This window comes from Nocardioides sp. Z38_18, assembly GCF_058215695.1.
In genome coordinates, this window is sequence record NZ_JBZAJE010000002.1 from 414,306 (window position 1) to 427,228 (window position 12,923).

A 12,923-nucleotide genomic window follows, 5' to 3' on the forward strand; every position below is an offset into this window, starting at 1 on the left:
AGCGGACTCCCCCGCCCCCGCCGGCGGCTCGGCGCCCGATGGGCACGTGGGGCCGCCACCCGTTCGTGACCGGCTTCCTGCTGGCCGCGGGCGCGCTGGTCGCCTACTGGGTCGGCGGGCTGATCCTGCACGCCAGCTCGGTGATCGTGCTGATCGTCGTCGCCCTGTTCATCGCCTTCGGGCTCAACCCGGTGGTGCGCTGGCTGGTCGGTCGCGGCATCCGCCGTTCCATTGCGGTGCTGCTCGTCGCGCTGGCCTTCGTGGCCGCACTGGCCCTGTTCGTCCTCGCCATCGCTCCGGTGGTCGCCGACCAGGTCACCGCGCTGTCCAACAGTGCCCCCGGCTGGTTCGACAAGCTCCAGCACAACCGTCAGATCGAGCGCCTGGACGCGAAGTACGACGTGATCGACAAGGCCAAGGACTACGTCCTCGGCGGCGACCTCACCAACAAGCTCTTCGGCGGGGTCCTGGGAGTGGGTCTCGCGATCCTCTCGGCGCTGGGCAACGCGTTCATCGTGATCGTGCTGACCCTCTACTTCCTGGCCTCCCTGGACCGGGTCAAGGCCGCCCTCTACGAGCTGGCTCCCGCCAGCAGCCGCCCCCGGGTGGCCAGCCTCGGCGACCGGATCCTGGAGGGCATCGGCGGCTACGTCTCCGGCGCCTTCCTGGTCGCGCTGTGCGCCGGCGTCTCCACGTTGATCTTCCTGTTCATCGTGGGCCTGGGGCAGTACGCCGTGGCGCTGGCCGTGGTGGTCGCCATCCTCGACGTGATCCCGATGATCGGGGCGACCCTGGGAGCGATCGTGGTCAGCGCGATCGCCCTGGCCACCGACGTCGAGACCGGGATCTTCTGCATCATCTTCTTCCTGATCTACCAGCAGGTCGAGAACTACCTGATCTACCCGAGGGTGATGTCGAAGTCCGTGGACATCCCCGGCGCCGTCACCGTGATCGCCGCCCTGATCGGTGCCAGCCTGCTCGGCGTCGTCGGCGCGCTGCTCGCGATCCCCACCGCCGCGGCGGTGCTGCTGCTGGTGCGTGAGGTCTTCGTCCGCAACCAGGACGCTCTCTGACGCAGGCCTCGCCTCAGGCCGAGAGCCGCCGGACCATGTCGACGACCACGTCCGGCTGCTGGGAGTGCACCCAGTGCCCCGCGTCCTTGACGACCACCTTGCGCGTGCGCGGGAACAGCCGACGCATCAGGTCGTCGTGCTCGGGACGCACGTAGCGCGAGTCGGCCCCGGCGACCCACAGCACCGGCCCCTCGTACGGCGCCACGTCGCGCAGCTCGTCCTCGGGCCACCCGCTGAGCACCTCGAGGTCGCGGCCGAGGACGTCGAGGTTGACCTGCCAGCCCCAGGTCTCACCCTCGCGGCGCAGGTTCTGGAGCAGGAAGTCGCGCACGGTCTTCTCGGGCACGGCGTCCGCCAGCGCGGCGTCCGCGTCGGCCCGGCGCTCGACCGCGTCCAGGTCGAGTCCCTGCATCGCCTCGACGTAGCCCTCGAACTCGCCACGTCCGCCGTACGCCACGGGGGCGATGTCGACCACGCACAGCCGCCGCACCAGCCGCGGGCTGCGCAGCGCGGTCACCATGGCCGCCTTGCCGCCCATCGAGTGCCCCACGAGCGTGACCGGCTCATCCTCGCCGAACATGCCCTCGACGAGGCCGGCGATCTCGTCGGCCACCTCGAGGTAGTCGAAGCGCTCCGACCAGGGCGAGCGGCCGTGGTGGGGCAGGTCCACCAGCACGACGCGGTGATCGGGCGCGAGCGCCTTGGCCACCCCCGTCCAGTTCCGGCCCTGGCCGAACAGGCCGTGGCAGAAGACGATCGGGGATCCGCCGTCGCCGTACGTGGTGGTGTGCAGGGTCACCAGGGCATTGTGCCGCGTCGGCCCGCCCCCGCGACCACGCGGGTCAGGCCGACCAGCGCACGGACTCCTCGACGATGTCGGCGAAGGCGTAGACACCACGCAGGTCGACGCGGTGGGAGAGCAGGGTGCTCACACCGTGCTTGTGCCGGGTGGCGAGATCTGTCTGGGTGGACTCCCGGACAGGACGTGCGAGCTGCTCCTCGATTGCGGCGATGTGATCCATCACGGTCCCTCTCCATGGCCTGGCGTGAGCCTGGAGAGTGTCAGGCGAAGATCACCGCACGGTTGACGGACGGTTTCGTGCAGGTCACACCTTCGGGGCGGCGCTAGAAGTCGAAGCCGTCGAAGAGGTCGCCGATGCCGTCGAACATCCCGCCGATGCCGTCCCCGATGGAGCCGAGGCCCTCACCGAGGCCTTCACCGATGGCGCCGATGCCTTCACCGAGCCCGTCGAAGCCGCCCCCGAACAGCAGCCCCATGAACATGAAGTCCATCGGGCCGAAGCCGCCGAAGTAGCCCGCGGCGTAGGGCTGGTAGGCGCGACCGCCCTGGAAGTAGGGCACCCGGCGGTTGCCGACCATCACCTTGCGGATGTCCGGCTCCGCGCCGACCTTGACCCGCTCGGCGTCGAGCGCGCACGCGGGTACGTCGCGCTGGGCCCCGCCCGGAGGGGTGTAGGGGACGTCCTCGACCGAGAGGCCGTGGCGCGGGTCGAAGAAGCACGGGGGCCTGCGGGTGGGCAGCGGCAGACCTGCGACGCGGGCGCGCACACAGGCCATGGCGTACTTGCCGTCCTCGAGGATCTCGGTGACGCCCTTGACGTGCTCGGGCTCGGTGATCTTGTCGGCGGCACGCTTGGCGGCCTCGTAGGAGTCGAGTGCGCGCTGGTAGTCGGCGTGCTGCCCGGGGTCGAGCTCCCGCCCGGCCATCTCCATGTCCAGCACCTGCAGCTCCTCGCCGAGCGCGGTGACGTCCTCGAACGCGAACTGGCGCACCGGGGCCAGCTCGGCCTCCTTGCGCTCCAGCGCACGGCGCTGGGTGCTCTTGACCACGAGGACCACCACGAGGGCTGCCACCGCCAGCACGATGAGGAAGATCAGGAAACCCATGGCCTCAGGTTACGTCCCCGTCCCCAGCGGGGGTCAGCGCTTGCTGTAGTCACGGAACCCGCGCTTGGTCTTGCGGCCCAGGTAGCCCGCGGTGACCATGTGCTCGAGCAGCGGCGCCGGCGCGAAGCCACGCTCACGGAACTCCAGGTAGAGCTCGCGCTGGATCGCCAGCGACACGTCGTTGCCCACCACGTCGAGCAGCTCGAAGGGGCCCATCGGCAGGGCACAACCCTGCTTCATCGCGGTGTCGATGTCGTCGGCCGTCGCGTAGTGCGCCTCGAGCATCTTGATCGCGTCGTTGAGGTAGGGGAACAGCAGTGCGTTGACGATGAAGCCCGCCCGGTCGGCGCAGGAGACCGCGACCTTGCCGACCTTGGCGCACAGCGCGCGGGTCGTCTCGGCGACGTCCTCGCTGGTGGAGACCGTGCTGACCACCTCCACGAGCTTCATGATCGGCGCCGGGTTGAAGAAGTGCATCCCGACGACGTCCTGGGGCCGGCTGGTCGCCTGCGCACACGCGATGACCGGCAGCGAGGAGGTCGTCGTCGCGAGGATGGCGCCCGGCTTGCAGATCTCGTCCAGGTTCTCGAACAGCGTGGTCTTGATCTTGAGGTCCTCGGCGATCGCCTCGACGGCGATGTCGACCTGTGCGAGGTCGTCGAGCGACGTCGAGCCGGTGAGCCGGCCCAGCACCTCGGCCTTGACCGACTCCTCGAGCTTGCCGCGCTGGATCGCCTTGTCCAGGGAACGTTCGATCGTCGCCTTCACGGCGTCGACCTTGTCCTGGGAGCGGCCGACGTAGATCACGTCGTAGCCGGCCTTGGCGAAGACCTCCACGATGCCGGTGGCCATCGTGCCGGTGCCCACGACGCCGACGAGGTTGATGTCGTGGCGCAGCTGCGGCTCGTCGTCGGCCGACGGGGTTCGGTCGTCGGCCACCACGACGGGGCTGTCGGGCGCCTCGTAGGTGTAGAAGCCCTTGCCGGTCTTGCGACCGAGGAGGCCGGCGGTGACCATCTGCTTGAGGATCGGCGCGGGTGCGTGCAGCCGGTCCCGGCCCTGGCGATACATCGTGTCCAGGATCTCGTACGCCGTGTCCAGGCCGATCAGGTCGAGCAGCGCCAGCGGACCCATCGGGTAGCCGCAGCCGTAGCGCATCGCCGCGTCGATGTCCTCGCGCGTCGCGTACCGGTTCTCGTACATCGACACCGCGTGGTTGAGGTAACCGAACAGCAGCGTGTTGGCGATGAAGCCCGCCTTGTCCCCGCACACGACCGGGTTCTTGCCGATCGTCTCGACCAGTGCCGCGGCGTCCTCGAGCACGTCGGGCGCGGTCACCACGGTGCGCACGATCTCGACGAGCTTCTGCACCGGCGCGGGGTTGAAGAAGTGCACGCCGATGACCCGGCCGGGGTGCGAGGTGGCCGAGGAGATCTCGGTGACCGAGAGCGACGAGGTGTTCGTCGCCAGGATGGTGTCCGGGGAGACGATCCCGTCGAGCTCCCGGAAGATGGCCTTCTTGATCGAGGCGGACTCCACGACTGCCTCGACCACGAGGTCGGCGTCCTTGAGCTCCTCCATGCGGGTGGCGAAGGAGACCCGGCTGCGCAGCTGCTCCGCGTCCTCCTCGCTCAGCTTCCCGCGGGAGACCGCACGATCCGTGGAGTGCTGCAGGTGCTGGCGGCCCCGGTCCACGGCCTCGTCGTCGATCTCCACCCCGACGACGCTGTAGCCGTGGCGGGCGAACACCTCCGCGATGCCGGCACCCATGGTGCCCAGTCCGACTACGCCGATGGTCTTGAAGTCACGTGCCATGGCGGCATCCTCGCACGATCCTCACTGGGGCCGACAAGGTCCCTTCTCACATGGTCCCCGGACCGTGCCCGCGCTCAGCTGGTCATCGGCTCCGCCTTGGCCAGCTGATCCACGAGGCCGACCACCTCGGCGGCACAACCCCAGCTCAACGTCACCCCGGCGCCACCCTGGCCGTAGCAGTGCACCACCCGTCCCTGCGCCTCGAGCCGCACCGCCGGGCGCACGGGACGCAGACCCACCCGGTGGGCGAGGACGGTGGCCCCGGCGAGCTCGGGAACCAGCTGCGTGGCCCGGCGCCAGATGTCGGCTGCCGTGGCCGGTGAGGCGGTCCGGCTCCAGTCGCCGGCCTCGTCGGTGCCACCGACCACGACCTCGCGCCCGCGCGGCACCACGTACGTCGGTCCGGCGGCGTCGAGGTGCCAGCGGTCGACCTTGACCCCGGAGACGAGGACCACCTGGCCGCGCACGGGCGTGACCTCGGCGTCGCCGGCCAGCAGCCGTGACCCGAGCCCGGCGCAGTTGACCACCACCTCGCCCTCCCGGTCGGGCGGCAGTGCCGGCAGGCTCATCCGGGTGACGGTCCCGCCGAGCTCCTCGAGCCGCCCGTGCAGCCAGCGCAGGTAGACCGGCATGTCGGCCACCGGCGCCGGGAACGACCACGCGTCGGCGTACCCCGCAGGTGGCGGCGTCCGGGCCAGGTCGGGTACGGCGCCGACCCACCACGGGTCCGGGGTGGGCTCGCGGAGCACCTCGGTCCCCGGCCGCATCGTCACGCCGGTGTCGGGCCCGCCCTCGCCGGAGGCCAGCGCACGGAACACGTCGTACGACGTCGCAGCCCACCGGGTGACCCGGTCCTGCGGCAGCGCCTTGTAGGGGTACCAGAGCGCGGCGGCCACGACCGAGGTCGTCTCCAGCGGCAGGTCGCGGGCCAACACGTCCACGCGATGGCCGGCCTCGGCCAGCCGGACCGCGCACGTGAGGCCGGTGACTCCGGCACCCACCACGACGACTCTGCTCGGCCCACGACGCACCGCGCAAGCATGGCAGGTAGATTCACCGATCGTGAGAATCGTGGTGGCACGCTGTCAGGTCGACTACGCCGGTCGGCTCAGTGCCCACCTGCCGATGGCCACGCGGGTGCTGATGCTCAAGTCCGACGGCTCGGTGCTCGTGCACTCCGACGGCGGCTCCTACAAGCCGCTGAACTGGATGAGCCCGCCGTGCACCGTCCGCGAGGGCACCACCGAGGACGGTCAGGTTGAGTGGACGGTGGCAGCCAAGACCGGCGACACCCTGCGCATCCTGATCGAGGAGGTGCTCCACGACTCCCGCCACGAGCTCGGCGTGGATCCCGGCCTGCAGAAGGACGGTGTGGAGAAGCATCTCCAGGAGCTGCTCGCCGAGCACCCGGGGACGCTGGCCGAGGGCCTGAGCCTGGTACGCCGGGAGTTCCCCACCGCCATCGGTCCGGTCGACCTGATGTGCCGCGACAGTGACGGGCGCTCGGTCGCGGTCGAGATCAAGCGGCGGGGCGAGATCGACGGGGTCGAGCAGCTGACTCGCTACCTCGAGCTGCTCAACCGCGATCCGGCCCTGACCCGCAAGGGCCCCGTGGCCGGCATCTTCGCCGCCCAGGAGATCAAGCCCCAGGCGCGGGTGCTGGCCGAGGACCGCGGGATCACCTGCGCCGTCGTCGACTACGACGCCCTGCGCGGCATGGACGACCCGAGCCAGCGGCTGTTCTGAGCTCTGCCGGGGGCGCGCCTCAGCTGCCGGCGTGCGCGGGGCGCAGCGGGAAGGTCATCCGGAAGGTGGTCCCCCGGTCGTTGCTCTGCACGACCTCGATCGTGCCGGCGTGCGCCTCCACGATGGCGAGCGCGATCGTGAGGCCCAGTCCCGCGCCCGGCTTCTGCTGGGCCACCGCGCTGGGGGTGCGGAACAGCCGCTCGAACAGGGCGTCCGGGTCCTGGTCGCCGATGCCGACGCCGGTGTCGATGACGTCGATCTCGGCCGAGGTGCCCCGCGAGCGCAGCACCACCCGGACCCGCCCGTCGGCGGGCGTGAACTTGATGGCGTTGGAGAGCAGGTTGTCCATCGCCTGGCCGAGCCGGTCGCGGTCGCCGTACATCGGGACGGCGATGCCCTCGGTCTCCAGCGACAGGCTGAGCGTCGCCTCCTCGGCGCGTGGGCGCGCCGCCTCAACGGCCTCGCGGACCACGCGCTCGAGGTCGATCTCCGCCGAGCGGATCGCGAGGCCGGACTCCTCGATGGTGACCAGCGTGAGCAGGTCGTCGACCAGGCGCAGCTCGCGCTCGGCGCTGCGCATGATCACCGACAGGAACCGTTGGCCCTGGGGGCTGAGCTCCTCGAGGTCGGTCATCAGCTCGCCGTAGCCGATCATCGAGGTCAGCGGCGTACGCAGCTCGTGGGAGACCGTGGCGAAGAACTCGTCCTTGACCCGGTCGGTCTCCTCCTGCATCCTGCGGCGCTCGGAGATGTCGCGGATGGCCGCCGAGACCAGCAGCCCCTCGTCGGTCTCCAGCGGGGAGAGCGTGACCTCGATCGGGAACTCCGACCCGTCCTTGCGCCTGGCGTGCAGGTCGCCGGCCAGCCCCATCGGGCGGGTGCGCGGTTCGCTGACGTAGCCGTTGCGGAAGGCCATGTGCATGCCGGAGTAGCGGTCGGGGACGAGGATCTCCACCTGCTCTCCCACGAGCTCGGCGCGGCCGTAGCCGAAGAGCTCCTCGGCCTGGGCGTTGACCAGCACGATGGCCCCGTCGCGGTCGACGATGACCATCCCGTCGGGGGCGGCCTCGAGCAGGCCGCGGAAGAGCTTGGTCTGCCGGTACTTCTCGTTGGGGTCGCGGATCCCGATAGCCACCATCGGACCGCGCTCGGTGAGGGCAGGCGTCAGGGTCAGGTCGACGGTGTGGATGTCACCGGTCGAGTGCCGGAGCTTGGCGTCACGGACGGTGATCTCGACGTTGTTGGCCACCACGGCGTTCACGGCGACGTGCTGGAACTCGTGCATGGTCTCGCGACCGAACTCCTGCACCTTGAGGCCCTTGATCACCTCCGCCGAGAACCCGAGCAGGTCGCACGCGCCCGCGTTCGCCAGCAGCACGATGCCCTCGCCGTCGGCGAGCACCATCGGGTCGTCGGAGTTGAGGATCGTCCGGGACAAGGCGTCGTACTCCCATTGTCCCGCGTCGTACAGGTGCTCCATCTAGCTCCGCCCTCGATCGTCTGGCCCGAGGCGGCCAGGCCAGCCAGCCGCACGTGACGTCCATGCGCACACTACGACGCGTGCGGCACGGATAAGGCGTTAGTTCAAGTCACGTCCGGATTGATCCAGCATCAACTAGACCAGTTGGTGCGCATCTCGGATCGCACGCACGATACCCGCCATCGCCTGGGTCAGGGAGAAGTCCTTCGGCGTGAACACCTCGGCGACCCCCATCTCCTTGAGGAGCTTGGCGTCACGGGTGGGGATGATGCCGCCCACGATCACCGGGACGTCCGCGATCCCGGCCGCGCGCATCTGCTCCAGCACGTCGGGGACCAGCTCCATGTGCGAGCCCGACAGGATCGAGAGCCCGACGCAGTGCACGTCCTCGGCGACGGCCGCGGCGACGATCTGCTCCGGGGTCAGCCGGATGCCCTGGTAGACGACCTCGAAGCCGGCGTCGCGCGCTCGCACCGCGACCTGCTCGGCGCCGTTGGAGTGGCCGTCCAGGCCGGGCTTGCCCACGAGCAGGCGCAGCCGTCCACCGAGCTCCTCACCGGTCGCGCGCACCTGCTCGCGCACCTCGGTGAGCTCCTGCCCGGCCTCGGCGACACCGACGGCTCCGGAGACCCCGGTCGGGGCCCGGAACTCGCCGAACACCTCGCGCAGGGTCGCGGCCCACTCCCCCGTGGTGGCGCCCGCGCGGGCAGCGACCAGGGTGGCCTCCATCAGGTTGGCGTCGGTCTTGGCGGCCGCAGCGAGTGCCTCCAGCGCGCGGTCGACCTCGGCCTGGTCACGCTGCTCGCGCCAGGCCTCGAGGCCGGCGATCGCGGAGCGCTCCGCCTCCGGGTCGGCCGCCTGGATGGCGGCGTCGAGGTCGGCGGTCAGCGGGGAGGGCTCAGTGGTCTCGAACCGGTTCACCCCGACCACGACGTCCTCGCCGTTCTCGATCCGCGACCGGCGGGCGGCGTGCGAGCTGACCAGTGCCTGCTTCATGTAGCCGGACTCGACCGCCGCGATGGCGCCGCCGAGTGCCTGGACGCGGTCGATCTCCGCCCGGGCCTCCTCGACCATCTCGGCCACCTTGGCCTCGATGACCTTCGAGCCCTCGAAGATGTCGTCGTACTCCAGCAGGTCGGACTCGAAGGCCAGCACCTGCTGCAGCCGCAGCGACCACTGCTGGTCCCACGGGCGGGGAAGCCCGAGGGCCTCGTTCCACGCGGGCAGCTGTACGGCGCGGGCGCGCGCGTTCTTCGACAAGGTGACGCCGAGCATCTCGAGCACGATGCGCTGCACGTTGTTCTCCGGCTGGGCCTCGGTGAGCCCGAGCGAGTTCACCTGCACGCCGTAGCGGAAGCGGCGCATCTTCTCGTCCTGGACGCCGTAGCGCTCGCGGGTGATCTCGTCCCACAGCTGCACGAAGGCGCGCATCTTGCAGGTCTCCTCGACGAAGCGGACCCCCGCGTTGACGAAGAACGAGATCCTCCCCACCGTCTTCTCGAAGTCCTCCTCGGAGACCTGCCCGGAGTCCCTCACGGTGTCGAGCACGGCGATCGCGGTGCACAGCGCGTAGGCGAGCTCCTGGGTGGGAGTCGCCCCGGCCTCCTGCAGGTGGTAGCTGCAGATGTTGATCGGGTTCCACTTGGGGATCTCCTTGACGGTGTAGGAGATCACGTCGGAGATCAGCCGCAGGGAGTGCTCGGGCGGGAACACGTAGGTCCCGCGGGAGAGGTACTCCTTGATGATGTCGTTCTGGGTGGTCCCCGCGAGCTGGTGGGCCACCTCGAGCGGCTCCATGTCGGGGTTCTGCTCCTCGGCCACCACCTGGTAGAGCGCGAGCAGCCACATCGCGGTGGCGTTGATCGTCATCGAGGTGTTCATGCCGGTCAGCGGGATGTCTGCGAACAGGCGGCGCATCTCACCGAGGTGCGGGATCGGGACCCCGACCTTGCCCACCTCGCCACGCGAGAGCGGCGAGTCCGGGTCGTAGCCGGTCTGCGTCGGCAGGTCGAAGGCGACCGAGAGCCCGGTCTGCCCCTTCGCCAGGTTCATCCGGTAGAGCTTGTTCGACTCGACGGCCGAGGAGTGACCCGCGTAGGTGCGCATCACCCAGGGGCGGTCCTTCTCTGGCCTGGCGTTGGCGGTCATGGGGTGAGGGTAGGCCCGCAGGTGCCGCCGGGGCACGCCGTGTGGACTGTCTCACCTTGCGGCATCGGTCACACCGCGGGCGTGGCGCGCGCCGACGGGCTAGTCCGGCATCCGGGTGACGTCGGCCCCCACAGCGGTCAGCGTCTCCGCGAACCAGGGGTACCCGCGGTCGATGTGCTGCGCCTCCGCGACCAGCGTCGTGCCCTGGGCGGCCATCCCGCCCAGCACCAGCGCGGCGCCCGCACGGATGTCGTGGGCCACCACCGGTGCACCCGAGAGCAGCGGCACTCCCCTGACCACCGCGTGGTGACCGTCGGTGCGGACGTCGGCGCCGAGCCGGGCCAGCTCCTGGGTGAACATGAACCGGGCCTCGAAGACGTTCTCGGTGATCATCGCGGTCCCCGAGGACACCGCGGCGAGCGCCATCGCGAACGGCTGCAGGTCGGTGGGGAACCCGGGGTAGGGCAGCGTGGCGACGTCGAAGGACGCCAGCCGGTCGTGGACGTGCACCGAGAACCCGGTCTCGGTGGCGTCGATCTGCGCGCCGCAGGCGGCCACCTTGTCGAGCACGATCCCGAGGTGGTCGGTGACTCCGCCCGCGATGTGCAGGTCGCCGCCCGCGATCGCGGTGGCGAAGACCCACGTCCCGGTCACGATGCGGTCGGTGACCGTGGTGTGCTCCACCGGGTGCAGCCGGTCCACCCCGTGGATCACCAGCGTCGAGGTGGACACGCCCTCGATGACGGCGCCCATCGAGACCAGCATCGTGCACAGGTCCACGATCTCCGGCTCCCGCGCGGCGTTGTCGATCGTGGTGGTGCCGGAGGCCAGCACCGCCGCCATCACGAGGTTCTCCGTCGCGCCGACCGAGGGGAAGTCGAGCCACAGCCGCGCGCCGCTGAGCCCGTCGGGGACCTCGGCGACGACCTGCCCGTGCTCGATGCGCACGACCGCGCCCAGCTCCTCGAGCCCACGGATGTGCATGTCGAGCCCGCGCGAGCCGATCGCGTCCCCGCCGGGCAGGGTCACGCTCGCACGGCGGCACCGGGCGACCAGGGGGCCCAGGACGGAGATCGATGCCCGGAGGCGGCGTACGAGCTCGTAGGGGGCCTCGTGCTCCAGCTCCTCGGGCACCTCGATCGTGACCTGCCCGGCGGAGGAGCCAGACGCCGCGTCCACGGCGGCCGGGTGGCGGATCTCGACCGCGCAGCCGAGCCGCTGGAGCAGCTGTCCCATCACAGTCACGTCCAGGATGTCCGGCACGTTGTGGATCACCGAGCGGCCGGGCGCCAGCAGTGCGGCCGCCATCAGCTTCAGCGCGGAGTTCTTGGCTCCACCGACGTGGACGGTCCCGGACAACGGTCGGGTGAGCGGACCCTGCGAGACCACGCGGATGCTGCCCATGCGCGCAACTGTAGTGAGGGCTTCTAGGGTGGGCGCATGGTGAACCTGACTCGCATCTACACGCGCACCGGCGACGGCGGCAGCACTCGGCTGGGCGACATGAGCGAGACCACGAAGACCGATCTCCGTCTCCAGGCGTACGCCGACGTGGACGAGACCAACGCCCACCTGGGCCTCGCGCTGGCCACCGGCGGCATCGACGAGGACGTGGTGGCCGTGCTCACGCACATCCAGAACGACCTGTTCGACGTCGGTGCGGACTTCTGCACGCCGGTGGTTCCGGACCCGGAGTACCCCCCGCTGCGGATCGAGGCCGACTACGTGGACCGCCTCGAGGCGTGGTGCGACCACTACAACGAGCAGCTGCCCAACCTGCGCTCGTTCATCCTCAACGGGGGCACCGTCGCGGCCGCCAACCTGCACGTCGCCCGCACCGTGTGCCGGCGTGCCGAGCGCTCCGCCTGGGCCGCCCACGAGCAGTACGCCGACTCGATGAACGTGCTCGCGATCAAGTACCTCAACCGCCTCTCCGACCTGCTGTTCATCCTCGCCCGCCACGCCAACCGCGACCTCGGCGACGTCCTCTGGGTCCCCGGCGGCGAACGCGGCACCCCCACCCCCTAGCCCCCGCCCCCCAAACCCCGCCGACCGGGCAGAAACGTGCCGCCGCAGCTCGCCGAGCGGGCAGAAACGTGCCGCCGCGGCTCGCCGAGGGGGCAGAAACGTCCGGCCCTGGACGCCGACTCCGTGTCTACGACGGCACGCAATTGCCCGGTCGACGCCGTACGACGGCACGCAATTGCCCGCTCCGCGCGCTACGGCGAGACGTAACTGCCCGGTCGGCGAGCTAGCGGGAGGGGCGGGATCCCGGGGGGCCGGCCTCGAGCCAGGAGGTGAGGCCGGTCAGCGAGCTCGGGCTCATCGCGAACTCGACGTCGCCGTGCGGGGTCGCGCAGACCACGACCACGTGGCCGGCGTACAGCGCGGACCGCTCCTGGCCACGGGGCTGGCGCTGGGAGACGAACGTGAGGTCGTTGCGGCGCCAGGAGCGCTTCGGCTTGGGCAGCGGGGAGAAGATCCGGTACCAGTCCAGGGAGTCCTCGCGGTAGCGCCCCATGCCCAGGACCCACCCGCGTCCCTCGGGCTGGCTGGTGTCGCGGACGCTGAGCTCGAAGGTGCCGCCGTGGCGCGAGAGGAACCGCCTCCGCAGCACCAGGGCGAGGCCGAACAGGGCGAGCAGGAGCAGCACGGCACCAGCTGAGTCCAACAGCCATTGCCAGAGCGGCATCGATCCTCTTCTCGGCGTCTTCGATGCGTGAAGGGCCAGCCTAGGAGATGCCCGAAATGGA

The 12,923-nt window shown here is 70.4% G+C and carries 12 protein-coding genes; 3 read left to right on the forward strand and 9 right to left on the reverse strand.

From position 1 onward, the window contains the following. The first annotated feature begins 38 nt into the window (after nucleotides 1–38). The gene (locus AC4BGC_RS13065; RefSeq protein ID WP_490547989.1) at nucleotides 39–1,073 is read left to right on the forward strand and encodes an AI-2E family transporter; all 1,035 of its coding nucleotides are present in this window, start codon (nucleotides 39–41) and stop codon (nucleotides 1,071–1,073) included. A gap of 13 nt (nucleotides 1,074–1,086) precedes the next feature. Here AC4BGC_RS13065 and AC4BGC_RS13070 read toward each other — a convergent pair whose 3' ends face one another. The 5 genes from AC4BGC_RS13070 to AC4BGC_RS13090 all read right to left on the reverse strand — a co-directional run bounded on the left by AC4BGC_RS13070 (nucleotide 1,087) and on the right by AC4BGC_RS13090 (nucleotide 5,797). Further along, entirely contained in the window at nucleotides 1,087–1,872 is a 786-nt protein-coding gene (locus AC4BGC_RS13070) for an alpha/beta fold hydrolase (RefSeq protein ID WP_490556188.1), read from the reverse strand. A 43-nt stretch (nucleotides 1,873–1,915) separates the two neighbouring features. Further along, a complete protein-coding gene (locus tag AC4BGC_RS13075; RefSeq protein WP_490556189.1) occupies nucleotides 1,916–2,095 on the reverse strand; it encodes a hypothetical protein in 180 nt (59 codons plus the stop codon). Nucleotides 2,096–2,198: 103 nt separating this feature from the next. Then, the gene (locus AC4BGC_RS13080) at nucleotides 2,199–2,981 is read right to left on the reverse strand and encodes a hypothetical protein (protein WP_490556190.1); all 783 of its coding nucleotides are present in this window, start codon (nucleotides 2,979–2,981) and stop codon (nucleotides 2,199–2,201) included. 33 nt (nucleotides 2,982–3,014) lie between these two features. Further along, nucleotides 3,015–4,796 carry a 3-hydroxyacyl-CoA dehydrogenase family protein gene (locus AC4BGC_RS13085; RefSeq protein ID WP_490556191.1) on the reverse strand — a complete coding sequence of 594 codons (1,782 nt, stop codon included), beginning with the start codon at nucleotides 4,794–4,796 and terminating at the stop codon, nucleotides 3,015–3,017. Between the two features lie 74 nt (nucleotides 4,797–4,870). Then, complete coding sequence (locus tag AC4BGC_RS13090) at nucleotides 4,871–5,797, reverse strand: FAD-dependent oxidoreductase (RefSeq protein ID WP_490556192.1); 927 nt, start codon at nucleotides 5,795–5,797, stop codon at nucleotides 4,871–4,873. A gap of 61 nt (nucleotides 5,798–5,858) precedes the next feature. Here AC4BGC_RS13090 and nucS point away from each other — a divergent pair, with 61 nt between their 5' ends. Further along, complete coding sequence (gene nucS, locus AC4BGC_RS13095) at nucleotides 5,859–6,542, forward strand: endonuclease NucS (protein ID WP_490547979.1); 684 nt, start codon at nucleotides 5,859–5,861, stop codon at nucleotides 6,540–6,542. A gap of 19 nt (nucleotides 6,543–6,561) precedes the next feature. Here nucS and AC4BGC_RS13100 read toward each other — a convergent pair whose 3' ends face one another. From AC4BGC_RS13100 to murA, 3 genes are all read right to left on the reverse strand, one after another. Further along, nucleotides 6,562–8,022 (reverse strand): sensor histidine kinase, encoded by a 1,461-nt coding sequence (locus tag AC4BGC_RS13100; RefSeq protein WP_490556193.1) that lies wholly within the window; start codon nucleotides 8,020–8,022, stop codon nucleotides 6,562–6,564. Between the two features lie 135 nt (nucleotides 8,023–8,157). After that, entirely contained in the window at nucleotides 8,158–10,170 is a 2,013-nt protein-coding gene (locus tag AC4BGC_RS13105; protein WP_490547977.1) for a protein meaA, read from the reverse strand. Between the two features lie 99 nt (nucleotides 10,171–10,269). Further along, complete coding sequence (murA, locus tag AC4BGC_RS13110; protein WP_490556194.1) at nucleotides 10,270–11,574, reverse strand: UDP-N-acetylglucosamine 1-carboxyvinyltransferase; 1,305 nt, start codon at nucleotides 11,572–11,574, stop codon at nucleotides 10,270–10,272. A gap of 36 nt (nucleotides 11,575–11,610) precedes the next feature. Here murA and AC4BGC_RS13115 point away from each other — a divergent pair, with 36 nt between their 5' ends. After that, a complete protein-coding gene (locus tag AC4BGC_RS13115) occupies nucleotides 11,611–12,198 on the forward strand; it encodes a cob(I)yrinic acid a,c-diamide adenosyltransferase (RefSeq protein WP_490547975.1) in 588 nt (195 codons plus the stop codon). A 223-nt stretch (nucleotides 12,199–12,421) separates the two neighbouring features. On the opposite strand, the gene AC4BGC_RS13120 is transcribed toward AC4BGC_RS13115, so the two are convergent. Then, nucleotides 12,422–12,862, reverse strand: coding sequence for a DUF2550 domain-containing protein (locus tag AC4BGC_RS13120; protein ID WP_490556195.1), 441 nt, complete (start codon nucleotides 12,860–12,862; stop codon nucleotides 12,422–12,424). Between the last annotated feature and the right edge of the window lie 61 nt (nucleotides 12,863–12,923).

Excerpts from the sequence above, each read along its gene's own strand:
- AC4BGC_RS13115 (WP_490547975.1), top strand. The coding sequence starts at position 11,611 with ATGGTGAACCTGACTCGCATCTACACGCGCACCGGCGACGGCGGCAGC.
- AC4BGC_RS13065 (WP_490547989.1), top strand. The coding sequence starts at position 39 with ATGGGCACGTGGGGCCGCCACCCGTTCGTGACCGGCTTCCTGCTGGCC.
- AC4BGC_RS13085 (WP_490556191.1), bottom strand. The coding sequence starts at position 4,796 with ATGGCACGTGACTTCAAGACCATCGGCGTAGTCGGACTGGGCACCATG.
- AC4BGC_RS13080 (WP_490556190.1), bottom strand. The coding sequence starts at position 2,981 with ATGGGTTTCCTGATCTTCCTCATCGTGCTGGCGGTGGCAGCCCTCGTG.
- AC4BGC_RS13075 (WP_490556189.1), bottom strand. The coding sequence starts at position 2,095 with ATGGATCACATCGCCGCAATCGAGGAGCAGCTCGCACGTCCTGTCCGG.
- AC4BGC_RS13100 (WP_490556193.1), bottom strand. The coding sequence starts at position 8,022 with ATGGAGCACCTGTACGACGCGGGACAATGGGAGTACGACGCCTTGTCC.
- AC4BGC_RS13120 (WP_490556195.1), bottom strand. The coding sequence starts at position 12,862 with ATGCCGCTCTGGCAATGGCTGTTGGACTCAGCTGGTGCCGTGCTGCTC.
- AC4BGC_RS13105 (WP_490547977.1), bottom strand. The coding sequence starts at position 10,170 with ATGACCGCCAACGCCAGGCCAGAGAAGGACCGCCCCTGGGTGATGCGC.
- murA (WP_490556194.1), bottom strand. The coding sequence starts at position 11,574 with ATGGGCAGCATCCGCGTGGTCTCGCAGGGTCCGCTCACCCGACCGTTG.